This window comes from Corynebacterium alimapuense, assembly GCF_003716585.1.
GTDB classification, from domain to species: Bacteria; Actinomycetota; Actinomycetes; order Mycobacteriales; family Mycobacteriaceae; genus Corynebacterium; species Corynebacterium alimapuense.
The window spans coordinates 404,634-425,184 of sequence record NZ_PTJO01000005.1; the positions used below are offsets into that span (position 1 = coordinate 404,634).

Sequence of the window (20,551 nt, forward strand, 5' to 3'; positions counted from 1 at the left end):
CCAGTCCAATGAGGCATGAGGTTTGAGTCACTGCGACATGTTTTATCCACCCCCGGCTGGCGCCGATCGATGCTTTTGCGGCGCAGTGGTGCCAGTCTGCTCTTGGCCGGCGCGCTAGCGTTAGCTTTGCTCGATAGCTTGGCGCAGGAACCTCAGGCGCTGGTGTTTGAACGCGCATTGGCTGCTGGAGAGACAGCCTCAGAGCAAGACGTTGCCTTAGTTGATGTTCCCGCGCACTTGGTTCCGGCAACGGCACTGATAAATCCGTCCGACGTAGATGGGCAAGTGGTGGTTGCGGCTGCCGCAGTCGGAGAGGTAGCTACCAAGGATCGATTTCTCGACCCCAGTGGCGCACACTTCAGCACCGGAGAGATCACCCATCTCGTGCCGTTGAGGTTGGCTGAGCCGGAGGTCATTCCGCTTTTGCACCACGGAGACACCGTCACCATCGTCTCTCAAGCCCCAGAAGATGGAAGTACCCAGGTAATTGCAACCGGTGGAAGAATCATTTTGGCCTCGGCTCAAGAGCAGCCGGGAACCCTACTTATTGCATTGCCTGCCCACGCAGCAAGCGAGGTAGCCGCGGCTTCGTTGAATACAGCGTTAGCCGTGGTGTTGACCGGCGAACGCGCCACTGGGTCGTAGTGCGTATACGATTCTCTTGTCTAGAGTGACCAATACCTCCGAAGGAGACTCCCATGCTTAAAGGATTCAAAGACTTTATCCTGCGCGGCAATGTTATCGATCTGGCAGTGGCCGTGGTCATTGGCGCTGCATTCACCGCAATCGTCACCGCTTTTTCTAGCAACCTCATCGATCCCCTCATCGCAGCACTAGGCGGCGCTGACGCCGATGGCCTAGGTTTCTACATCATCGCTGGCAATGAAGCTACCTTCATGGACTTCGGTGCTGTGATCACCGCTGCCATCAACTTCCTGATCGTCGCTGCCATCATCTACTTCGTCATCGTTGCTCCGATGAACAAGTTGAAGGAGCTCCAGGACAAGCGTCGCGGAGTCAATTCCGGCGAAGAAGATGTCGCCCCGACCGATGTTGAACTGCTCACCGAGATCCGTGATCTGCTGAAGAAGCAGGCCTAAAAGGACTTACCCGTAGTGGGGAGGACGTTGCTCATCCCAGAAGGCATCGCCTTCTGGGGTGTCTTCGTCTTGTGGATCAAACACGACTTCACGTAATGAATCTGGGGTAGATTCCGTGTTAAATCGCCGGTCTGGGCGATCGACGCTCCGATCAATATTCGGGGCATCGGAATAGCGCACCACCCGTCGGCGCTGCCGCCGACGGGGGTTTTTTTCACTCAACGGTGTATTTCTGCAGTTGGTCAATAACGTGGTGTACCAGCGGGCCGAGAGTAGCCATACCGTCGCGCACCGCCGCGCGGGAGGGCGCCAAGTTAACCACTACCGTTGACCCAGACACCCCGGAAATACCCCGCGAGGTGCACGCATCGACCGCGCCACAGGCTAGTCCCGATGCTCTCAACGCTTGGGCGATGCCTGGCACCATCTGATCGAGCACCACTCGGGTGGCTTCTGGGGTCTTGTCTCGTGGCCCAACGCCAGTTCCGCCAACTGTCAGTACTAAGTCGACTCCGCCAACCACGGCGGTCTCAATAGCCTGACGGATTTGTGATTTCTTCGACTGCACCGAAACCACAGCATCCACGGTGAAGCTATCTTCCACCAATAACTCGGTGACTAGGCGGCCAGTATCTTCTCCAGAGCCAATGGTGTGGTCAGAGATCAGTACAACTAACGCCCGACGACGGGCAGAGAGCCTTTCTTCCCGTTCTGCGGCGAGCAAATACTGCTCATCAGGCTCCGCGACGTCGAGAAAAGCTGAGGTCCGGGGCTGTTCCGGGACGGTATTCATCGTGTAGTCCATCCTGAGTTCTGAGGTGGGTAAACAATCATATATTCGCTAAATCTACTCTGTGGTCAGAGTAACCTCTACCGTCCGCGTCTGTCCGGTATCTGGTTGGCTAATTTCCAAGGTCACAGTCTCCCCGAAGTCCTGGGAACGAACAGCTGCAATGAGTGCATCTGAGTTATCAATAACCCGATCATTGAGGCGGGTGACCACATCACCTTCCACTAGGCCAGCTTGATCGGCAGGACCATCTGCTTCCACACCAGCGATAAGCGCACCGTTGACATCGGTACGGGCTGCAACCTGGACGCCTAGCAACGGTTGGGCGGCCTGACCGTCAGAAATAAGCTGATCTGCAACCCGCTTGGCAAAGTTCGAGGGGATAGCAAAACCCAGTCCGATTGAGCCTGCCTCATCCCCGCTGCTGAGCGAGGCAATAACAGAGTTCATGCCAATGAGATTGCCGTTCATATCTACTAGTGGCCCGCCGGAGTTGCCTGGGTTAATCGCTGCATCCGTCTGAATCGCATCGATCAGCGAGGATTCCCCTCCCCCATCTGAGGCACGCACCGGACGGTTCAACGAGGAGACAATGCCCGAAGTTACCGTGGAGCTTAGTCCCAACGGGGAGCCCACAGCCACAACTTCTTGACCGACATAAATCTCATCGGAGTCGCCAAAACCCATCACTGGCAGACCAGAAACATCGCGAATCTTGATCACTGCGATATCAGTACTCGGATCGGAAGCCACAAAATCAGCCGGCAGCACTTGGCCGTCATTGAGCGTGACCTGAAGGGTTCCTTGCTCCGATCCGGAGACCACATGATGATTGGTCAGCACCATGCCATCCGAAGAAATGATCGATCCGGAGCCGCTGCTGGATCCGAGATTCGTGCTCAGTTCGATAGAGACCACCGTCGGCAACACATCTGCGGCAACTTGTCCCACACCATTGCCCGATGCCTCAGGCACTGGGGCACTGGACTGGTCCAGGGAGCTAACCACGTTGCTCTGTGCGCCGGTATTAGCCACCGCGACACCAACGATTCCACCGGTAGCAACTGAGCCCACGAGCATGAGCGCCAAAGCGGTGCCCAACCCCACCGTCCGTTTGTTCCGCTCCGGAACGGGTTCGGGAGTGACCGCTGGGGCAGGTTCCGGCCTAGCTTCTGGAGTTGATCCAGTCTCTACCCCTGGGTTGGTGGCGTTGCTATCCCAAGATTGATATGGCGAATTAACTGGTTGAAACCCACGGTCATCTGGTGTCGTTTCATCATTCATGCCGTTCATCTTCTACTCCCCCATTGATTCTTAGCTGAATGCTTGCTGTACGTTACCTGGGCAAAAAATCTTCAGCTATGGCTCGTCTGGATAACCCGGCAACTGGACGATCATTTCGGCGCCTCCATCGGCAGATTCCCCAACCTTAATACTCCCCGAATGTCGAAGAACTACCTGTTTAACAATGGCCAATCCGAGACCTGAACCTGGCATCGATCGAGCTTCTGCAGCGCGGTGGAAACGCTCAAATACTTGTTCTCGGTCTTCCACTGGAATCCCCGGTCCGGAGTCAGCTATCGATAGTTCAACCCAAGAATCGCTCAGTTGGAGCATTCGAATTCGAACACATCCGCCTTCAGGGGACCATTTGGCGGCATTGTCTAGCAGGTTAACTGCGGCCCGCCCAAGGGCGAACTCATCTCCTTTGATCAACCACGGGATAGTCTGTACATCAAACTCCACGCTGGGACGCCGACGCCTGACCCGAACTAGCGCAGAACCCACGATGGCATCCAAGGAAACTTCCTCAGATACGGTCTCAGGAACATCTTCGCGAGCAAGATCAACCAGATCACCGATCAGTCTTGATAGCTCCTCCATTTGCGCCAGAACATCATGTTCGAGCTCCTTGCGATCTTGTTCAGAAATCGTGTTGGGAGCACCTGGACGATAGACCATCATCAGCAGCTCAATATTGGTGCGCATGGAAGTCAACGGAGTCTTGAGCTCATGTCCCGCATCTCCAACTAGCTGAGCCTGCCGTTGTCGAGATTCTCCCAACGTGGCAAGCATGGCGTTGAAGGAGTTAGTCAACTGTGCAAGCTCATCATTTCCAATTACGGGAATCGGGCGAAGGTCATCGGTCCTGGTGACGTAATCCACTGCACGCTGCAATCGCCACAGCGGATTAAGCCCAGCGGTAGCCACGACTACTCCGGCTACTGCTGACACTGCAATTCCCAGCGCCATGAATGCCATGAGCATGCTGCCCAACGATGAAGTCAACTGACGCAGTTCAAACATGTCTTGACCTACGACCACCGTAAAGCCAAGATCATCGCGCACAGCGATAACTCGCTCTTGACCGACTGTTCGGATTGTCTGCGCGCTACGATCTCCCGCGTCGATAAAATCTCCGCCGATGGGGATCGGATCTCCGCTGCTAAAAGCCCACCCCGGCGGGGAGATTGACACCCTAGTGAGTGGGTTATAGGACTTGAAGGTCGCGATCTCATCTTCCAGTTCGCTGGGAGTCAGAGATTCGTCTGCTCGCTCCAGCAGAACACTGGCTTGTCGCTCAAGCTGTTGATCCAGGTTTGCGGTTAATGCTGATGAGACTGCTAAATAGGTCACTAACACGACCATCCCCACTGCAATGGCGACCATCAAGGCAGTTAATAATGCCAAGTGCAACCGCAAGGGAATCCGCTTGTACCACGGGACGGATTCGAGGGATTCACCAGCTAGAGGTGTTTTCCTACCATTATCGGATGAGATTTCTCCAGCACTAGGTCGCCGCAGAATCACGTGGTGCTTTCTCGCAGAACGTAGCCTACGCCACGAACAGTACGGATTAGCCGGGTTTCTCCCCCTGCCTCAGTCTTACGGCGCAAGTAGCCGATATAAACCTCTAGCGCGTTGCCCGAAGTCGGGAAATCATAGCCCCAGACTTCCTCTAGAATTGTGGCTCGGGAGAGCACCCTGCGCGGGTTGAGCATCAAAAGCTTGAGCAAGGAAAACTCAGTTCGAGTCAAGCTAAAGGGACGATCGCCGCGACGAACATCTCTGGTATCCGGATCCAGATGAAGGTCTTGGAAGACCAATTCCTGCTGGGATTCGCCGGCTTTGGGGGCATCCACTGCCGCCCGGCGCAAGAGTGATCGCACCCGCGCCAGCAACTCCTCGAGCGCAAACGGCTTGGGCAAGTAGTCATCAGCGCCAGCATCCAATCCAGCAACGCGATCGGCCACCCCATCTCGGGCGGTAAGCGCTAAAACGGGCCGATCATAGCCGGAGCTACGCAGGCTACGACATACTTCCAATCCATCCATTCGGGGCATCATCACATCCAAGATGATGAGATCAGGATTCTCCCTGCCAATGGCTTGGAGCGCTTCGACCCCGTCCTCCGCCATGACTGTGTCGTATCCATTGAACGCCAAAGAGCGGCGCAGAGACTCTCTAACCGCTTGATCGTCGTCCACTACTAATATCTTCATACGAACCATTATGTACTACTAGGAAAATGAAAACACCGACCGCCCTTCGCTGTGAAGCGAAAAGCGGCCGGTGTTCGGTATATCTAGGCTAAAAGAAAACCTAGAACTGTTCGACGTCTACTAGGCCCAACTGAGCAGCCTTGACGAGACGACGGGGGATGCGAACGGTCTGTCCATCAACCTTGACGTCTTGGAGAGCGACATTGTCGGCCTTCCACTGTGAGCGACGAGAATGGGTGTTAGACCGAGACTTCTTGAACTTCGGAACTGCCATGGTTGTGCCTCCTATGCCTTTTTCTTGCGGCGGGCCATGCCACCGAAGCGCTTCTCGAACTTCTCAACGCGGCCAGCGGTGTCCATGACACGCTGTGCGCCGGTCCAGAACGGGTGGGACTCGCTGGTGACGTCAACGACGATCAACGGGTACTCGTTACCGTCTTCCCACGTCACGCTGCGATCGCTGCCGACGGTGGAGCGGGTAAGGAACTGGAAGCCGGTGCCGGCGTCCTGGAAGACCACCGGATGGTAGTCGGGGTGAATATCCTTCTTCATTAACTCTCGATTCCCTCAGGATTGAACATCAGGTCGGTTCCACATAGGAAAACGCGGATCGTGCCTGAGTTGGGTTTGGAGATTGACAACTCGGACCATCCTACAACCTGGACACTGAAATCCTGAAATCGCCCGACATGATAGCTGCCAATGCCCGGCAGATCCAACAACTTCAGAAAACCTCCAGCGACCTCACCTCGCGATTAGGAAATCTACCCAAACGCCTGTAGTGTTGCCCCTTGCTGTTGTCGAAGTATACGTCTACGCCCCGTCAGCCGGCTAAAGACTGCGCCCCGAACCACGCCTTCCAGGCATTTTCATGGATCGGCGCGGCGCTGTGTCAGAAGTTGCGATGTGGGCGGCTAGGAGAAAGAAAGTCCATGTCGGCTATTTGCCAGGTCACGGGACGCAAGCCGCAGTTCGGCAAGTCCGTCTCGCACTCGCACCGCCGCACCTCGCGCCGTTGGAACCCCAACGTGCAGCGTCGTCGGTATTACCTGCCCTCCGAGGGCCGTACCATCACTCTTACCGTTTCCACCAAGGGAATCAAGATCATTGACCGCGACGGCATTGAGTCTGTTGTGTCCAAGATCCGCGCACGTGGGGAGAAGATCAAGTAATGGCACGTAATGACATTCGCCCGATCATCAAGCTGAAGTCTACGGCTGGCACCGGTTACACCTATGTCACCCGTAAGAACAAGCGAAACAACCCCGACCGCATCTCACTGATGAAGTTCGATCCGGTTGCCCGCAAGCACGTCGAATTCCGCGAGGAGCGATAATCTATGGCTAAGAAGTCCAAGATCGCCAAGAATGAGCAGCGCAAGGAGATCGTCGCCCGTTACGCGGAGCGTCGCGCCGAGCTCAAGAAGATCATTAGCAGCCAGGACACCTCTGACGAGGATCGCCTGGAAGCACAGTTCGAGCTGAACCGTCAGCCACGCGACGCCTCTGCAGCTCGCGTTCGTAACCGTGACGCCCATGACGGTCGTCCCCGCGGTTACCTGCGCAAGTTCGGCCTGTCCCGTGTCCGTATGCGCGAGATGGCTCACCGCGGTGAGCTTCCGGGCGTTCGTAAGTCCAGCTGGTAAGGGAGAGTTGCAACCATGAAGCGCACCACGAATCATAAGAAGGCGCGGTTGGAGCAGTCCCGCCGCCCGAAGAAGAACCCCCTCAAGGCTGAGGGAATCGAGAAGGTGGACTACAAGGACGTCAAAACCCTTCGTCTGTTCATCTCCGATCGCCACAAGATCCGTTCACGCCGCGTGACCGGTCTGACGCCGCAGCAGCAGCGCCAGGTCGCCACCGCAGTGAAGAACGCACGCGAAATGGCACTCCTGCCGTTCACCAGCCGCTAAATCGGCTGCAGGGACACAACAGCGCAACTTTTGCCGCTGCCCTTATGTGACACGGTAAAAGTTCAGTAGCCCGCTCTCCCATTTTTTTGGGTAGAGCGGGTTATTGCATTTGTTCAGAGCTGCGCTGGTATTTTTTAACTGTTAGCCAGATTTCACCCATACTTCAGGAGTGCCCGCCGTGTTGCATCCTTCGCTCATTGATCTCGCAGAGCAGGCCCCGTTGTCTTCTACTGCAGCTACCGCTCGTGGAGTCCTCGCAGAATCCCAAGATCTGTTGCGCAACGCTATCGATCATCGGGAACCCGAATCCGAGCTTTCCGCTTGGTACTCCAAGATTATCGCTGACACCCTGCAGTCTCCCGCTGCCCGCGATTTGGTGGGAGACTCCAGGATCCTTCCCACTGGCGGCATTGGCCGGGGCGATGGATTACCTACTGATCCGGTGAGTTGGTTCGCCATCGGACCGACGCCCAATGCAGACCGTTGTTTGCTCCCGTTATTTGAGGGCTCCAGGCTGAGCGTTGCACCAGCCGGCTCAGCATCATTAGAAGACTGGCGAGATCGTGGGCTCAAGGCGCTAGAAGATGGGGATGCCGGAACCGTTGCCATCTTGGCCGATGCCGGACTGCTCACCCGCCCGGGCCAAGTACCCGCATTACTTGAGCGCGCTATCACTCACCGCCCGCCGGCCCTCCAAGTATTTGAAGGCTTGCCGGACCGAAATGTCCTGATCGACATGCAAGCCACGTTGCTCTCTCCCGTCAGCGACGTTGCCCGGTGGGTGGGATTGGCGGTTGGAGCATCCAGCCGCACCACCACTGGCCGTCTCAGCGAAGGCCAGGATTCTGGATTGCTCTCCCCTGCGGAGACGGAGTCGTTGATTCAGGTCTGGGAAACTGGCGTGACTCTCCATCTGCGTCGCTGGCGTGATGATCTCCATGAGCATCCAGTCACCACTGAGGATCTGCCCGCACTAGACCGAACTGCACACGGAGCTGCGGCTCGAATGGCGGCCGGAGTACTACGCTCTCTCGCCGCGCGGTTTGGCATTCCGCTTGCAGAACAATAGCTAGAACAATAGATCCAGTGGGGTAGCAACAATTCCACACCCGCATCGGGCTATACTTTCTTGATCAGTCAATGTTGTATCTACCAAAAAAGGGGAATGAGGGATCTATGGCAGGCGCAGTCGGACGTCCCCGGAAGAACAGCCCCCGTCGGAGTGGATCAACCGCAAGAGAAGAAATCCTCGACGCATCCGCCGAGCTTTTCACCACCAAGGGTTTTGCTACCACTTCGACCCACCAGATCGCCGATGCTGTCGGAATCCGACAAGCATCTCTTTATTACCATTTTCCGTCAAAGACTGAGATCTTCCTGACGCTGCTAACGTCAACGATCGCTCCTTCGACGAAATTAGCCGCAGCACTTGGAGATTCTGAGGTCTCCCCAGCTCTGCGACTATGGTCACTCGTGGCAGCAGAGACCCGTCTTCTACTGTCTACTAGGTGGAATGTTGGCCGTCTTTATCAGCTGCCGATTGCGTCCTCAGAGGAATTTTCCATTTACCATTCCCAGCGCACCGAGTTGAAGGATATTTTCCAATCGCTCACCGCAGCCATCGTCGGCGCCGATGACCCTCGATTGGACCTGCCCTTCCATCTCGCGCTTTCGGTGATTGAGATGCGGCAAAACAATGGCACGGTCCCTTCCCCGCTGAAAGACGATGAATTACCCGCTATCGCAGTGATGCTCGCTGACGCTGCCTTAGATGTGCTGCATGCCCCACTGCCAGAGGACCGGATCACTCGGACGCTCGATCTCATCCGGATCGCTAACGCTGAGAATCAATAGCTGCTTCCTTCCTTTGCTCGATCAGGGAGCTTGCACGAGGAAAGTGCTCAGCTCCCGTCTGACTGCGGCTGGGGCTTTCGATCGGAAACCACAAACGCGGCCAAGANNTCTTGGCCGCGTTTGTGGTTGTGCGCTGAGTTTATCCTAGTGCGCGAAGTGGCGAGCGCCAGTGAAGTACATCGTGACTCCAGCCTTTTCCGCTGCTGCGATGACTTCGTTGTCGCGGATGGAACCACCCGGCTGAACGACAGCCTTAACGCCAGCTTTAGCCAGCACCTCGAAGCCGTCTGCGAAGGGGAAGAACGCATCGGAGGCAGCGACTGCGCCGATAGTGCGCTCAGTATCGCCAGCCAAGGTGTTGGCACGCTCGACAGCCAACTTGGCTGAATCCACGCGGTTGACCTGTCCCATGCCAACGCCCACGGTGGCGCCTTCACGAGAGATCAAGATGGCATTGGACTTAACCGCACGGACCGAGGTCCAGGCGAACTGTAGATCGGCGAGCAGAAGCTCACTGGCTGGCTGGCCAGCAGCCAACGTCCACTGATCAGCAGAGTCGCCCTCAGCCTGAAGCACATCGCGCTCTTGGACAAGGATGCCGCCAGAAATCTGCTTTGACTCTGTACCTGAACGATGCTCGGGGCTGGCCTGCAGCACGCGCAGGTTCTTCTTACGGGCGAGTACGTCAATGGCTCCCGCGCCATAGGAGGGCGCGATAATAACCTCAGTGAAGATATCCGCGACCTGTTCTGCCATCGCGACAGTGACCTCACGGTTAGCTGCAATCACGCCACCGAAGGCGGACATGGGATCGCAGGCATGAGCTCGTCGGTGGGCATCGGCGATGGAGGTATCAGAAACTGCGATGCCACAGGGGTTCGCATGCTTGATAACGGCCACACAGGCGCGCTCGTGGTCCCAGGCAGCACGCCAAGCGGCGTCGGCATCCTGGTAGTTGTTGTAGCTCATTTCCTTGCCATGCAGCTGCGTAGCATTGGCCAGTCCCCCGAGTCCCTTATCGGCATAGAGGGCTGCTGCCTGATGCGGGTTCTCGCCATAACGCAGGGTGGCAGAAAGCTCATGGGAGGAGCCGACCCAAGCCGGGAATTCCCCGCCTTCTGCGGCAGCCTGCTCGCCGAGCCAGGTGGCCACAGCAACGTCATAGGCTGCGGTATGCCGGAAGGCATCCAGAGCCAGGTGGGTGCGCTGTTGGCGGGTGAAGCCACCATCGTTGAGCGCCTCTGCGACATCCACGTAGCGGGAGGGATCGACGACTACTGCGACGGAAGGGTGGTTCTTCGCAGCGGCACGGACCATGGAAGGTCCGCCGATGTCGATCTGCTCGACGCACGCATCAAAGTCGGCGCCTGAGGCGACGGTTTCGGAAAACGGGTAGAGGTTCACCACGACCAGCTGGAAGGGTTCGACTCCCAGCTCTGAGAGCTGAGAGAGATGATCATCTTTGCGGGTATCTGCGAGGATGCCAGCATGGACCTTGGGGTGCAGAGTTTTGACTCGGCCTTCGAGGCATTCCGGGAAACCGGTGAGTTCCTCGACCGGAGTCACTGGGACGCCCTGTGCGGCGATTTTAGCTGCGGTGGATCCGGTGGAGACGATCTCCACTCCAGCCGCATGCAGGGATGCAGCCAGCTGCTCTAGTCCCGTCTTGTCGTAGACGCTAATTAGTGCCCGCTTGATTACCTTGCGATCATCACTCATTGATGAACTCAACCTTCCTGGTGTTCTCGTCGATAGTGGCCGCCCGCAGCACCGACACGATGAGCTGGCGTTCAATTGTCTTAATTCGTTCGTGGAGGGTGCTTTCGGTGTCTTCCGAGGCCACCTCGAGCGCCCGTTGCGCAATGATTGGACCGGTATCCACGCCTGAATCGATGAAATGGACTGTGGAGCCGGTGACCTTAACTCCCGCCGCCAATGCGTCTCGGACCGCGTGTGCGCCTGGGAAAGACGGCAGTAGCGCTGGGTGGGTGTTGATGATTCTGCCGCCGAAGCGGTCGAGGACACCGGAGCCGAGGATTTTCATGAACCCGGCTGAGACGATCAGGTCCGGGTCAGCTTCCGAGATAGTATCCGCGAGCATGACATTCCAGGCCGATCGATCATCACCAAGAGCAACGATGCGCGTATCGACGCCCGCCTTCTCAGCACGCTCGAGTGCTACGCATTCAACATCCGCGATGACACGCGAGATCCGGTAGCTGCCATCTTGCTGATCTAGGAGGGACTGCAGCAACGTACCGCTTCCGGAGACAAGAACAACGACATTTAGCACGGTGGTGGGATCGGTGGGGGAAGTCACTCGACCGATCTTAGTCCGTTGCGGCAGGCTTCTGGGAGTCTGGCTGTTGTTCCTCACTATTTTCGCTGTCTTCAGGCTCTTCTTGGCCTGGCGACTCATCCGCCGGAGCTTCAGAGTCCTCGCCACCGTCGGGCGCTTCCTCTGCTATTTCTTCATCAGATAGCTCTTCTGTGTCCTCTATATCTTCAGCATCTTCAGCATCTTCAGCGATCACCTCACCGTCGATGATCTCCTCTTCCGGCGCTTCTTCCGCTTCTTTCGAATCATCGGCTGCTACAGCGGCGGCATCGGCTTCAGCTTGCGCCAAAGCTCGTTCGCGGGCGGCAACCCGATACTGCATAAACATGCCAAAGACCACCGAGATGATGCCCGCACCGGTGATCCAAATGAATACCATTCCAGCAGTCAGCCAGAGCATAGGACCAGACTCCCCCAGCTCGCCGATTTCCCCAGAGGTGAGATAGCTGGCTAATAATGCGAAAGCTGCAGCGAATACACCGGTGGCAACCGCCTGCGCCAGATTGAGTCGGACACGACTGGCGAATATCGCAGTGATTGCTACTACTGGAACCAGACCCAACACCGCCCAGTCGTGGACAGAACCCGGGATCAGTGCCAGCAACGGCAGCGGAGGAAGCGCCACCAGGTCAATAGAAAATAGCGACACTGAGGCCGCCCCCAGCTGGAATCCAGAGCCGAACAAGACAGCGACAGTCATGATGATGGCGTTAGGAAGATACAGCAGACTCAGCAAGGACACGGCCACGACTGCGCCAGTGCTGTTATAGATCCCAGCTACCTCCACTTGTCGAGGCCAGCTAAAGATCAGCAGCACAGCCAAGGCGAGGACAGCCACCAGAGACATCGCCACGAGGATGCGCATAGCGCTCACCGCGGCGTCGATAAGCCAGCCTGGCGCGCCGAAGCGCCGTGCCAAGGCACGCCAGAGCCTGCTACCCATGCCGATCATGACTGCAGACATATGAAGGAGCAAGGTCCGGGCAACCGCTTCGGCGATCGGTGGCGGCCCCACATCAAATACCCTGCTAGCGTCCCACATCATTGCAGTGGCAATCAGTGTAAGAGCTATGGGAATCAGCAACGCGAAAAGTACGAGCAAGAGCAAATTCGGCAGACTCACTCGTTCTCGGACCGCGACCCGGATTCGATATGAGATCAAGCTCACAAATCCCAGCGCTGGAAGCATAGGCAGGACACCAATGGCGATCCCGTCGGCGTTCACGGGAGCAAGGTGCAACAGCAACCATAGCTGCGCGATCGTTGCCGGCAGCGCGGTCAACGACGTTGAACTGAACATCAGACCGCCGAGAGCCAGCACGATAACGCCCAGGACCGTGACCACGTTGGGCACCGCAATAACCAAGAAAAGGCGACGTAGGTGGCCTGACAGCCTCGGCCCAGACTTAGGTGAGGGTGCGGAACGCTCCGGTTGCGGACTCCCGCCCACGCGAATATTGCGCGAACGTCGACCGGAGCGGGACTGGGGACTTGTTTTCTTGCTCATTGCTTCTCACTGTGCCACGATGCAGAGTCTTGGAATAGATGGCGCGTCCATTATCGGGGGTTCTGTAATGGTTGCTAAGAAATTAGTACAAAGAAAAAACGCCGAATCCGGTTGCTCCATCGGAATCGAGACGCTACTGTTACCGACAGCAGATAACAAGCCGGTCACAATCCCATAACCTGTCGGGTGTGGCGAAACGAAAGAGAGCTCAATGCGAACCACTACTCAGAGGTCAGTGCGAGGCAAGCACCGCAACATCATTTCCTCGCAGACCGCTAAGGGTCGCATTGCCCTAGTTGCAGTCGCAACAGGTGTCGTTTCCACCGCTGGTGTCACCGGTGCAGCTGCCGCATCTTTGCAGGCACCGGCCGATGACTCAGCAGTTGACATTGAGCTGGCCGCTAACACTGGTGATATCTCTTCCAGCGCTCCGCAGATCCTTGCTATCGCGGAATTCAAGCCGGACCTCAACATCGACAATCAGCTCGCCAAAGCTGTTCAGTACAGCGCCGAAAAAGCACAAGAAGACCTCGCTGCCCGAGCTCCTGCCATCGCTGAAGAACTTAGCGGGATCATCAGCACCGTCATGGGTGCCAATGGCGCCTACAACGTGGCAAAGCCGGCCGAAGGTACTCTCACCTCCGGTTACGGTATGCGCTGGGGCACCCTGCACGCTGGCATCGACATCGCCAACTCCATCAACACCCCGATCTTGGCGGTTATGGACGGCGTCGTCATCGACTCCGGCCCGGCATCCGGCTACGGCCAGTGGATTCGTATCCAGCATGATGATGGCTCCATGTCCGTCTACGGCCACATGGAAACTCTCAATGTCAACGTCGGTGATGTCGTCACCGCCGGCCAGAACATTGCCGGAATGGGTAACCGCGGTTTCTCCACCGGTTCCCACCTCCACTTCGAGATCCACCCCACCGGTAGTGGCGCAGTCGATCCCGTCCCGTGGTTGGCAGAACACGGCATCCTAGTTTAAGCACTTCGCCGAAAAACTCGCATAGGCAAGGACCCGACCAGCTTTTTGGTCGGGTCCTTCTTATGTAGCCACAATGTCTCCTCGGCTCTTGGCTCAAGAAGAAGACAAACGTAGCCGCTTAGGTCAGCACAAGAATACAAACGTACTGCCCACCGCAGCTGCAGCATTGGTATCTCTAGCAATGCTGCAGCCGGATGCTAGAGCTTTTCCATCGGTACCCCACCGATAAGCATGAGGCGCACCTTTCCGGATGATCCAAAGTCGATGGTCACGGTTGCTCGCGCCCCCGAACCATCGGCAGCAATGACGGTGCCCAGACCGTATTTATCATGGTTGACACGGTCTCCCACGACCAGCTCTAGGCCGGTGTGGTTCCTCGACTTGGCAGCCTTAGGCAGCGGCTTACGCGCAGTTGAGGATGCTGCCGAACGAGGTTGCGACCAAGAGCTGCCCCCTGCAGAGCCACTACCCTGCCCCCAAGAACTGGAGTAGGAGTATTCCGGCTCTTCCCGCCGCCAATCGATGAGCTGTTCTGGAATCTCGTCCAAGAAGCGGCTGGGCGGATTGTTCACCGCGTTGCCCCAGGAGGAGCGCACCATCGCGCGGCTAATATAAAGCTGCTCACGAGCCCTGGTAATCCCCACATAGGCTAAGCGACGTTCCTCCGAGAGCTCCTTAGGATCTCCCAGCGCACGCAGGTGCGGGAACTGACCGTCCTCCCAGCCGGTGAGAAAGACCACGGGAAACTCCAGCCCCTTGGCGGTGTGGAGGGTCATGAGTGTGACCACGCCGTTGTCATTGTCTGGGATCTGATCGGCATCAGCGACGAGGGAGACCTTTTCCAAAAAAGCCTGCAAAGAGCCGGGTAGCGCTTGGCCCTCTTCTGGCTCGAATTCTCCGCCATCCATCTCCGCGTAGGCGATCTGATTGGCTGCTTCGGTGGAAAACTCTCTAGCCACTGATACCAGCTCATTGAGGTTGTCCAAGCGGGCGCCATCTTGCGGATCATTGCTAGCTTCTAGCTGCGCTAGGTAGCCAGTAATCTCCAGTACCCGAGCGATCAGTTCCCCTAGATCCGGCATCCCGGTGTGTTCATTGATCATGGAGGGCATCTCTTGGCGCAAGGTGGCCATCAGATCGTTGAATTTCACGACTGCGTTGCGCCCCCGCGCACCCAACAGCGCGACCTTATCTTCGGCAGCGTCGACGAGTGCACCTCCAAAGCTCATCGACGAGTTTTCCGCATGCAAAGCGATAAACGCCTGCGCGCGATCCCCGATTCCTCGACGCGGGGTATTGATGATTCGGCGCAAGCTGACCGTGTCATCTGGGTTCTCGAGCACTCTGAGGTAGGCGACGATGTCCCGAATCTCTCGGCGCTCATAAAACCGTGTGCCGCCGACAATCTTGTAGGAGATCCCGGCGCGAATGAAGGCTTCTTCTAAGGCGCGGGAGGCATTGTTGGTGCGGTACATAATGGCGATCTCGGAATAGCTGCGCCCCTTATCGACGATCGCGTCAATCTCCGCAGCGATGAACCTCGCCTCGTCGTATTCATTGTCCGAGACATAACCGATAATCGGCGAACCGGTACCGAGGTCGGTCCAGAGCTTTTTCTCTCGTCTGCCCTCATTGCGGGAAATTACAGAGTTCGCCGCACTCAAGATGGTCTGGGTAGAACGATAGTTTTGCTCCAACAGGATGGTCTTAGCCTGCGGGTAGTCTCGTTCAAACTCCTCGATATTGCGGATATTTGCACCACGGAACGCATAAATCGACTGATCAGAATCGCCCACTACACACAGTTCAGAGGCGCCAGCTCCCTCTCCTACCAACGTGGCAATGAGCCGATACTGGGCATGGTTGGTGTCCTGGTACTCATCGATGAGTACATGGCGGAAGCGGCTGCGGTAGTACTCCGCAACCTGGGGATGTTCGCTGAAAATTCGGACGACCTCGCCGATGAGATCATCGAAGTCAACGGCATTAGATGACCTGAGTCGACGCTGATAGTCAGCGTAGGTTTGTGCCACGGTGATCTCGAAGGGATTCCGGGTGGTTTCTGCCTGCGCCGCCGCTTGTTGCGGAGTGATGAGCTCGTTTTTCAGATTCGAGATCGCATTGGACAACACCCGTGGAGTGAACTTCTTGAGATCTAAGTTGTGGTCTTTGGCGATCATGCTCAGCAGCCGGCGGGAGTCATCCGCATCGTAGATAGTGAAGTTGGCGTTAAGGCCAGGCACTAATTGCGCCTGCTGGCGCAGAATGCGCACGCAGGTTGAGTGGAAGGTAGCCACCCACATTCGTTCGGCAGCTGGTCCTACCAAAGAGGAGACGCGCTCTTTCATCTCGGCGGCTGCCTTGTTGGTAAAAGTAATCGCGAGAATTTGCCACGGTGCCACGCCACGATGCTGCAATAGATAGGCGATGCGGCGGGTAAGCACCGCCGTCTTTCCGGATCCTGCGCCCGCCACGATTAGCAATGGACTACCGGTGTGCTCGACCGCGGCCCGCTGGGGTTCATTGAGCCCCAAGGTCAGATCCCGAGGTTGGTCGAAGTGAGTGTGCTGGGAAGGAGAAAAAGGCGATTCCATGATGACTAACAACCTACTAGTCCAAGCCAACATATCCTCCGTGGCACAATGGTGGCCATGACAGATGCTGCTGATTCCACGTTTGAGATCCGGATGCCCTCAGGCACCGATGACCCGTTGTCCGATGCGGAGATTCAGCAATACCGGCAGGAAATTGACCGCCTAGACCACGTCATCCTCGATGCGGTTAAGCGTCGTACCCAGGTGTCCAAGGCCATTGGTAAAACTCGGATGGGCTCGGGTGGAACTCGACTAGTCCACACCCGCGAGCTGGCGATCATCAACCTGTTTAGGGAAGAACTGGGTGATGAAGGACCCGCACTGGCGGCTATTCTCCTGCAACTAGGCCGCGGACGTCTCGGCTGAGCTGCCGCGCGAAGCTACCAGGCCTTTGATAGAGGCAGTTTTTCCTGGAGCTATTTACCGCGGCAGACTGATGAATTTCGGTTCGAGGAATTCTTGGATGCCCTCGAAACCGCCTTCTCTGCCCAAACCGGATTCCTTGACTCCTCCAAACGGAGCTGCGGTATCTGAGAGTGCGCCCTTGTTGACTGCCACCATTCCGGCTTCAATCTGCTCTGCGATGTCCAGCGCATGAGTTAGATTTTCCGAGAACACATAAGCGGCCAAACCAAAGGGAGTGTCATTAGCCATCGCTACTGCCTGCTCATCTGAGTCGAAGGTGCTCACTGCCACCACGGGACCAAAGATTTCCGTGGTGCGGATCTTCGCGTCTTCCGGAATATCACTCAGTACCGTCGCCGGGTAGTAGAACCCGCTTTCGTTGAGGCCCGTCGGTAGCTTCCCGCCTAGTGGGCGGGCAGCACCGCGAGTAACGGCGTCGTCGACAAGCTCGGTGACCTTCTCTAACTGATCGGCGCCAGAAAGTGGCCCGTAGGTAACCCCCTCATCAGTGCCACGTCCGAGAGTGAACTCTTCCATGATCTCGATCGCACGGCGAATAAACTCATCCTTGATCGAGGAGTGCACGAGGAAACGGTTAGCGGCGATGCAGACCTGACCGGCGCCTCTCATCTTGGCGGTGGCAACCGCTTGCGCCGCGACTTCCATATCAGCGTCAGCGAAGACTACATAGGGGGCATTGCCGCCGAGTTCTAGGGAGACCTTCATCGAGTGCTGCGCGGCCTTGGCTGCGAGCATCTGACCGACTTCGGTGGACCCGGTGAAGGTGAACTTGCGCAGCCGAGCATCATCTAGCAGCGCAGAGACATTGGAGCTCGATCCCGTGGGGACAACGGCGAGCACCCCATCCGGCAGGCCTGCCTGTTTGAGGATCTTGGCCAGATAAAGCATGGTCAACGGAGTCTTCGAAGCAGGCTTGATGATCATGGTGCACCCAGCAGCTAGTGCGGGAGCAATCTTGCGCGCACCCATGGCCAGCGGGAAGTTCCATGGCGTAATCGCCAGACTCGGGCCGACTGGCTGATGGTGGACGATAATGCGGCTGTGTCCGGCCGGTGAATGGCGGTAGTCACCGCGTACTCGTACTGCTTCTTCGGCGAACCAGCGGAAAAACTCGGCTGCGTAGGTTACCTCGCCGCGGGAATCGGGAAGCGCACGTCCCAGTTCTGCAGACTGGATAAGCGCTAGTTCTTCCTGATGCTCGATTAGTAGCTCGAAAGCTGTGCGAAGGATCTCGGAACGATCGCGCGCCGGGGTAGCTGCCCACGTTTTCTGTGCACTACAAATGGAGTCCAAAGCCCGACGAGCATCAGCGGCAGAGGCCGAAGCTACCTCGGCCAACTCGCTGCCATCGGCGGGGTCAATCACTGAAAAAGTGTCTTGGCCTTCAGCATCGACAAATTCTCCATCGATGAAAAGACCTTTGGGGGCATGGTCAATGAGTTGTGACAGCTCGTTATGGTTCATGCCCCCACCTTTACCCCTTAGTCGGCAGTGGAGTCGAGGACTACTTCAAATTCAAGCAGTTCCGCACCCGTAGCTGCAGGCTTGCGATCTCCACTGTTGCCTGCGTGCGAGGCATGCGCAGCTCCATCACGCCAGGCGGCGTAGGAATCTTCATCTGCCCAGCGAGTGACAACGAAATAGCGGCTTTCTCCCTTTACTGGGCGCAACAGCTGGAAGCTTTCAAAACCTGGGGAGGAATCAACGGAGTGCAAACGGGCGGCAAATCGGGCCTCTATTTGCTCGCCAGCGCCTTCTGGAACGGTCAGTGCATTGATCTTCACGATACTCATGACCACCATCATGCCTGTAGGACCGGCACAGCGCGCAGATCTTCACTAGATTTGAAAGGTATAAGCCTTATCCACCTCCAGCGATAGGAATTAAGCACATGGCTGATATAACCACCTCCGCCGAATGGCAGAACCTGGAGTCCGTTTTCGAACGCACCCAGTCCACCACCCTGCGGGAGCTGTTCGCCGCGAACCCGGGACGCGCGGAGCAGCTCACCATCGATGCCGCCGGGCTGCATGTGGATCTGTCCAAGAACTTGCTTGACCAGGAGGTGACAGAGGCTCTGGTAGCGCTGGCAAAAAAGGCCCAGCTCACCGACGCCATTGAGGCAATGTTCACCGGTGCACAACTCAATAACACTGAAGATCGCGCAGTCTTGCACACCGCGCTGCGCATGCCAGTGGACCAGGATCTTTCCGTCGACGGCCAAGATGTCGCCGCCGATGTCCACGAGGTGCTCGGCCGGATGCGCGATTTTGCTGCTGCGCTGCGCTCAGGCTCGTGGCTGGGACATACCGGCCGGACCATCAAGAAGATCGTCAATATCGGCATCGGTGGTTCTGACCTGGGCCCGGCAATGGCTACTTTGGCACTGCGCTCCTATGCCACCGCTGGTATCACTGCGGAGTTTGTCTCCAACGTCGATCCGGCCGATATTTCCGCCACTCTGGAGCACCTCGACCCAGAGTCGACGCTGTTTATTATCGCGTCAAAGACTTTCACTACCCAGGAAACTCTCTCCAATGCTCATGCCGCCAAGCGCTGGCTGGTAGAAGCCTTCGATGGCGATGAATCGGCAGTGGCCAAGCACTTCGTCGCGGTATCCACGAACGCCGAAAAGGTCGCCGCATTCGGCATTGACACCGACAACATGTTCGGCTTTTGGGATTGGGTGGGCGGACGATACTCCGTCGACTCCGCGATCGGTCTATCTCTGATGGCGGTTGTCGGCCCCATGGACTTCATGCGTCTGCTCGACGGCTTCCATTCGATGGATGATCACTTCCGCTCTACCCCCTTCGAGAAGAACCTCCCGGTCCTGATGGGATTGCTGGGTATTTGGTACTCCAATTTCCATAACGCTGACACTCACGCGGTGCTCCCCTACTCCCAGGATTTGGCCCGCTTCCCCGCTTATTTGCAGCAGCTGACCATGGAATCTAATGGTAAATCGGTACGCCGTTCCGGCGAGGCCGTTACTTATGGCACCGGCGAGATCTACTGGGGTGAGCCTGGTACCAACGGCCAGCACGCCTTCTACCAGCTCATGCACCAAGGCACCCGAATCGTGCCCGCCGATTTCATCGGCTTCGCCCGCCCCAAGGATGATCTCCCCACCGCAAGCGGAGCAGGTTCCATGCATGACCTGCTCATGGGCAACCTCTTTGCCCAGGCGAAAGTACTGGCCTTCGGCAAGACTGCCGAAGAGATCATCGCCGAGGGGGTATCGGAAGAACTAGCCGCGCACAAGGTCATGCCGGGTAACCGTCCCTCGACCACGATCCTGGCCGAGGAACTTACTCCGGAGGTCTTGGGCGCTCTTATCGCGCTCTACGAGCACATCACCTTTGTCCAGGGAGTTATCTGGGATATCAACTCCTTCGATCAGTGGGGTGTGGAACTAGGCAAGCAGCAGGCCAGCCAATTGGCTGCGGCGGTTTCCGGCGAGCAGCCAGCTGACTCCGGCGATAGCTCCACCGATGGCCTCATCGGTTGGTACCGCCAGCAAAAGTAGCGCAGGG

Annotated in this window: 24 protein-coding genes; 11 read left to right on the forward strand and 13 right to left on the reverse strand. The window is 57.1% G+C overall.

Annotation, left to right across the window (positions count from 1 at the left end; all coding sequences use genetic code 11):
- Positions 1-15: 15 nt before the first annotated feature.
- Positions 16-645 carry an SAF domain-containing protein gene (locus tag C5L39_RS08940; protein ID WP_123048532.1) on the forward strand — a complete coding sequence of 210 codons (630 nt, stop codon included), beginning with the start codon at positions 16-18 and terminating at the stop codon, positions 643-645.
- 53 nt (positions 646-698) lie between these two features.
- A complete protein-coding gene (gene mscL / locus C5L39_RS08945) occupies positions 699-1,100 on the forward strand; it encodes a large conductance mechanosensitive channel protein MscL (RefSeq protein WP_123048533.1) in 402 nt (133 codons plus the stop codon).
- Positions 1,101-1,106: 6 nt separating this feature from the next.
- Here the strand turns inward: mscL and C5L39_RS08950 are convergent, their stop codons facing one another.
- The 7 genes from C5L39_RS08950 to C5L39_RS08980 all read right to left on the reverse strand — a co-directional run bounded on the left by C5L39_RS08950 (position 1,107) and on the right by C5L39_RS08980 (position 5,945).
- A complete protein-coding gene (locus tag C5L39_RS08950) occupies positions 1,107-1,322 on the reverse strand; it encodes a hypothetical protein (protein ID WP_123048534.1) in 216 nt (71 codons plus the stop codon).
- Positions 1,315-1,893, reverse strand: a complete 579-nt coding sequence (locus tag C5L39_RS08955; RefSeq protein ID WP_245974950.1) for a MogA/MoaB family molybdenum cofactor biosynthesis protein — start codon at positions 1,891-1,893, stop codon at positions 1,315-1,317. Before C5L39_RS08955 ends, C5L39_RS08950 begins: the two co-directional genes overlap by 8 nt.
- A gap of 54 nt (positions 1,894-1,947) precedes the next feature.
- Entirely contained in the window at positions 1,948-3,183 is a 1,236-nt protein-coding gene (locus C5L39_RS08960) for a S1C family serine protease (RefSeq protein WP_123048536.1), read from the reverse strand.
- A 66-nt stretch (positions 3,184-3,249) separates the two neighbouring features.
- Entirely contained in the window at positions 3,250-4,701 is a 1,452-nt protein-coding gene (locus C5L39_RS08965; RefSeq protein ID WP_123048537.1) for a sensor histidine kinase, read from the reverse strand.
- Positions 4,698-5,393, reverse strand: coding sequence for a response regulator transcription factor (locus C5L39_RS08970; RefSeq protein ID WP_123048628.1), 696 nt, complete (start codon positions 5,391-5,393; stop codon positions 4,698-4,700). The genes C5L39_RS08965 and C5L39_RS08970 overlap by 4 nt, the downstream gene beginning before the upstream one ends.
- Before the next feature lie 100 nt (positions 5,394-5,493).
- A complete protein-coding gene (rpmF, locus tag C5L39_RS08975) occupies positions 5,494-5,667 on the reverse strand; it encodes a 50S ribosomal protein L32 (RefSeq protein WP_123048538.1) in 174 nt (57 codons plus the stop codon).
- An 11-nt stretch (positions 5,668-5,678) separates the two neighbouring features.
- Positions 5,679-5,945 (reverse strand): type B 50S ribosomal protein L31, encoded by a 267-nt coding sequence (locus C5L39_RS08980; RefSeq protein ID WP_123048539.1) that lies wholly within the window; start codon positions 5,943-5,945, stop codon positions 5,679-5,681.
- Between the two features lie 380 nt (positions 5,946-6,325).
- Here C5L39_RS08980 and rpmB point away from each other — a divergent pair, with 380 nt between their 5' ends.
- The 6 genes from rpmB (at position 6,326) to C5L39_RS09010 (ending at position 9,159) form a co-directional block, all read left to right on the forward strand.
- A complete protein-coding gene (gene rpmB / locus C5L39_RS08985; protein ID WP_123048540.1) occupies positions 6,326-6,565 on the forward strand; it encodes a 50S ribosomal protein L28 in 240 nt (79 codons plus the stop codon).
- Positions 6,565-6,729, forward strand: coding sequence for a 50S ribosomal protein L33 (rpmG, locus tag C5L39_RS08990; RefSeq protein ID WP_123048541.1), 165 nt, complete (start codon positions 6,565-6,567; stop codon positions 6,727-6,729). Before rpmB ends, rpmG begins: the two co-directional genes overlap by 1 nt.
- Positions 6,730-6,732: 3 nt before the next feature.
- The gene (rpsN, locus tag C5L39_RS08995; RefSeq protein WP_123048542.1) at positions 6,733-7,038 is read left to right on the forward strand and encodes a 30S ribosomal protein S14; all 306 of its coding nucleotides are present in this window, start codon (positions 6,733-6,735) and stop codon (positions 7,036-7,038) included.
- Positions 7,039-7,053: 15 nt separating this feature from the next.
- Positions 7,054-7,305 (forward strand): 30S ribosomal protein S18, encoded by a 252-nt coding sequence (gene rpsR, locus C5L39_RS09000; protein WP_123048543.1) that lies wholly within the window; start codon positions 7,054-7,056, stop codon positions 7,303-7,305.
- Positions 7,306-7,483: 178 nt separating this feature from the next.
- Positions 7,484-8,374, forward strand: coding sequence for a putative nucleotidyltransferase substrate binding domain-containing protein (locus C5L39_RS09005; RefSeq protein WP_165858021.1), 891 nt, complete (start codon positions 7,484-7,486; stop codon positions 8,372-8,374).
- A gap of 107 nt (positions 8,375-8,481) precedes the next feature.
- Positions 8,482-9,159, forward strand: a complete 678-nt coding sequence (locus C5L39_RS09010; RefSeq protein ID WP_123048545.1) for a TetR/AcrR family transcriptional regulator — start codon at positions 8,482-8,484, stop codon at positions 9,157-9,159.
- Positions 9,160-9,303: 144 nt separating this feature from the next.
- Here C5L39_RS09010 and purH read toward each other — a convergent pair whose 3' ends face one another.
- The 3 genes from purH to C5L39_RS09025 are packed head-to-tail and all read right to left on the reverse strand — an operon-like array spanning position 9,304 to position 13,004.
- Positions 9,304-10,878, reverse strand: a complete 1,575-nt coding sequence (gene purH / locus C5L39_RS09015; protein ID WP_123048546.1) for a bifunctional phosphoribosylaminoimidazolecarboxamide formyltransferase/IMP cyclohydrolase — start codon at positions 10,876-10,878, stop codon at positions 9,304-9,306.
- The gene (purN, locus tag C5L39_RS09020; RefSeq protein ID WP_245974952.1) at positions 10,871-11,479 is read right to left on the reverse strand and encodes a phosphoribosylglycinamide formyltransferase; all 609 of its coding nucleotides are present in this window, start codon (positions 11,477-11,479) and stop codon (positions 10,871-10,873) included. The genes purH and purN overlap by 8 nt, the downstream gene beginning before the upstream one ends.
- Positions 11,480-11,489: 10 nt before the next feature.
- Positions 11,490-13,004 carry a cell division protein PerM gene (locus C5L39_RS09025; protein WP_126268749.1) on the reverse strand — a complete coding sequence of 505 codons (1,515 nt, stop codon included), beginning with the start codon at positions 13,002-13,004 and terminating at the stop codon, positions 11,490-11,492.
- 211 nt (positions 13,005-13,215) lie between these two features.
- Here C5L39_RS09025 and C5L39_RS09030 point away from each other — a divergent pair, with 211 nt between their 5' ends.
- Entirely contained in the window at positions 13,216-13,995 is a 780-nt protein-coding gene (locus tag C5L39_RS09030; protein ID WP_123048549.1) for a M23 family metallopeptidase, read from the forward strand.
- A 197-nt stretch (positions 13,996-14,192) separates the two neighbouring features.
- Here C5L39_RS09030 and pcrA read toward each other — a convergent pair whose 3' ends face one another.
- Positions 14,193-16,589: a DNA helicase PcrA gene (gene pcrA, locus C5L39_RS09035; protein WP_123048550.1), complete on the reverse strand. Its 2,397-nt coding sequence runs from the start codon at positions 16,587-16,589 to the stop codon at positions 14,193-14,195.
- Positions 16,590-16,646: 57 nt separating this feature from the next.
- On the opposite strand from pcrA, the gene C5L39_RS09040 reads away from it, so the two are divergent.
- Positions 16,647-16,955 carry a chorismate mutase gene (locus tag C5L39_RS09040; RefSeq protein ID WP_123048551.1) on the forward strand — a complete coding sequence of 103 codons (309 nt, stop codon included), beginning with the start codon at positions 16,647-16,649 and terminating at the stop codon, positions 16,953-16,955.
- Between the two features lie 54 nt (positions 16,956-17,009).
- Here the strand turns inward: C5L39_RS09040 and C5L39_RS09045 are convergent, their stop codons facing one another.
- Both C5L39_RS09045 and C5L39_RS09050 read right to left on the reverse strand, forming a co-directional pair.
- Entirely contained in the window at positions 17,010-18,479 is a 1,470-nt protein-coding gene (locus tag C5L39_RS09045) for an NAD-dependent succinate-semialdehyde dehydrogenase (protein ID WP_123048552.1), read from the reverse strand.
- Between the two features lie 17 nt (positions 18,480-18,496).
- Positions 18,497-18,808: an antibiotic biosynthesis monooxygenase family protein gene (locus tag C5L39_RS09050; RefSeq protein WP_123048629.1), complete on the reverse strand. Its 312-nt coding sequence runs from the start codon at positions 18,806-18,808 to the stop codon at positions 18,497-18,499.
- 98 nt (positions 18,809-18,906) lie between these two features.
- Between C5L39_RS09050 and pgi the strand changes: the two genes are divergently transcribed.
- A complete protein-coding gene (pgi, locus tag C5L39_RS09055) occupies positions 18,907-20,544 on the forward strand; it encodes a glucose-6-phosphate isomerase (RefSeq protein WP_123048553.1) in 1,638 nt (545 codons plus the stop codon).
- Positions 20,545-20,551 lie beyond the last annotated feature (7 nt).

What these genes read in the sequence shown, in the direction of transcription:
- C5L39_RS08940 (WP_123048532.1), top strand. Translation starts at nt 16, where the DNA reads ATGAGGTTTGAGTCACTGCGACATGTTTTATCCACCCCCGGCTGGCGC.
- mscL (WP_123048533.1), top strand. Translation starts at nt 699, where the DNA reads ATGCTTAAAGGATTCAAAGACTTTATCCTGCGCGGCAATGTTATCGAT.
- C5L39_RS08955 (WP_245974950.1), bottom strand. Translation starts at nt 1,893, where the DNA reads ATGAATACCGTCCCGGAACAGCCCCGGACCTCAGCTTTTCTCGACGTC.
- C5L39_RS08960 (WP_123048536.1), bottom strand. Translation starts at nt 3,183, where the DNA reads ATGAACGGCATGAATGATGAAACGACACCAGATGACCGTGGGTTTCAA.
- C5L39_RS08970 (WP_123048628.1), bottom strand. Translation starts at nt 5,393, where the DNA reads ATGAAGATATTAGTAGTGGACGACGATCAAGCGGTTAGAGAGTCTCTG.
- rpmF (WP_123048538.1), bottom strand. Translation starts at nt 5,667, where the DNA reads ATGGCAGTTCCGAAGTTCAAGAAGTCTCGGTCTAACACCCATTCTCGT.
- C5L39_RS08980 (WP_123048539.1), bottom strand. Translation starts at nt 5,945, where the DNA reads ATGAAGAAGGATATTCACCCCGACTACCATCCGGTGGTCTTCCAGGAC.
- rpmB (WP_123048540.1), top strand. Translation starts at nt 6,326, where the DNA reads ATGTCGGCTATTTGCCAGGTCACGGGACGCAAGCCGCAGTTCGGCAAG.
- rpmG (WP_123048541.1), top strand. Translation starts at nt 6,565, where the DNA reads ATGGCACGTAATGACATTCGCCCGATCATCAAGCTGAAGTCTACGGCT.
- rpsN (WP_123048542.1), top strand. Translation starts at nt 6,733, where the DNA reads ATGGCTAAGAAGTCCAAGATCGCCAAGAATGAGCAGCGCAAGGAGATC.
- rpsR (WP_123048543.1), top strand. Translation starts at nt 7,054, where the DNA reads ATGAAGCGCACCACGAATCATAAGAAGGCGCGGTTGGAGCAGTCCCGC.
- C5L39_RS09010 (WP_123048545.1), top strand. Translation starts at nt 8,482, where the DNA reads ATGGCAGGCGCAGTCGGACGTCCCCGGAAGAACAGCCCCCGTCGGAGT.
- purH (WP_123048546.1), bottom strand. Translation starts at nt 10,878, where the DNA reads ATGAGTGATGATCGCAAGGTAATCAAGCGGGCACTAATTAGCGTCTAC.
- C5L39_RS09025 (WP_126268749.1), bottom strand. Translation starts at nt 13,004, where the DNA reads ATGAGCAAGAAAACAAGTCCCCAGTCCCGCTCCGGTCGACGTTCGCGC.
- C5L39_RS09030 (WP_123048549.1), top strand. Translation starts at nt 13,216, where the DNA reads ATGCGAACCACTACTCAGAGGTCAGTGCGAGGCAAGCACCGCAACATC.
- pcrA (WP_123048550.1), bottom strand. Translation starts at nt 16,589, where the DNA reads ATGGAATCGCCTTTTTCTCCTTCCCAGCACACTCACTTCGACCAACCT.
- C5L39_RS09040 (WP_123048551.1), top strand. Translation starts at nt 16,647, where the DNA reads ATGACAGATGCTGCTGATTCCACGTTTGAGATCCGGATGCCCTCAGGC.
- C5L39_RS09045 (WP_123048552.1), bottom strand. Translation starts at nt 18,479, where the DNA reads ATGAACCATAACGAGCTGTCACAACTCATTGACCATGCCCCCAAAGGT.
- C5L39_RS09050 (WP_123048629.1), bottom strand. Translation starts at nt 18,808, where the DNA reads ATGAGTATCGTGAAGATCAATGCACTGACCGTTCCAGAAGGCGCTGGC.
- pgi (WP_123048553.1), top strand. Translation starts at nt 18,907, where the DNA reads ATGGCTGATATAACCACCTCCGCCGAATGGCAGAACCTGGAGTCCGTT.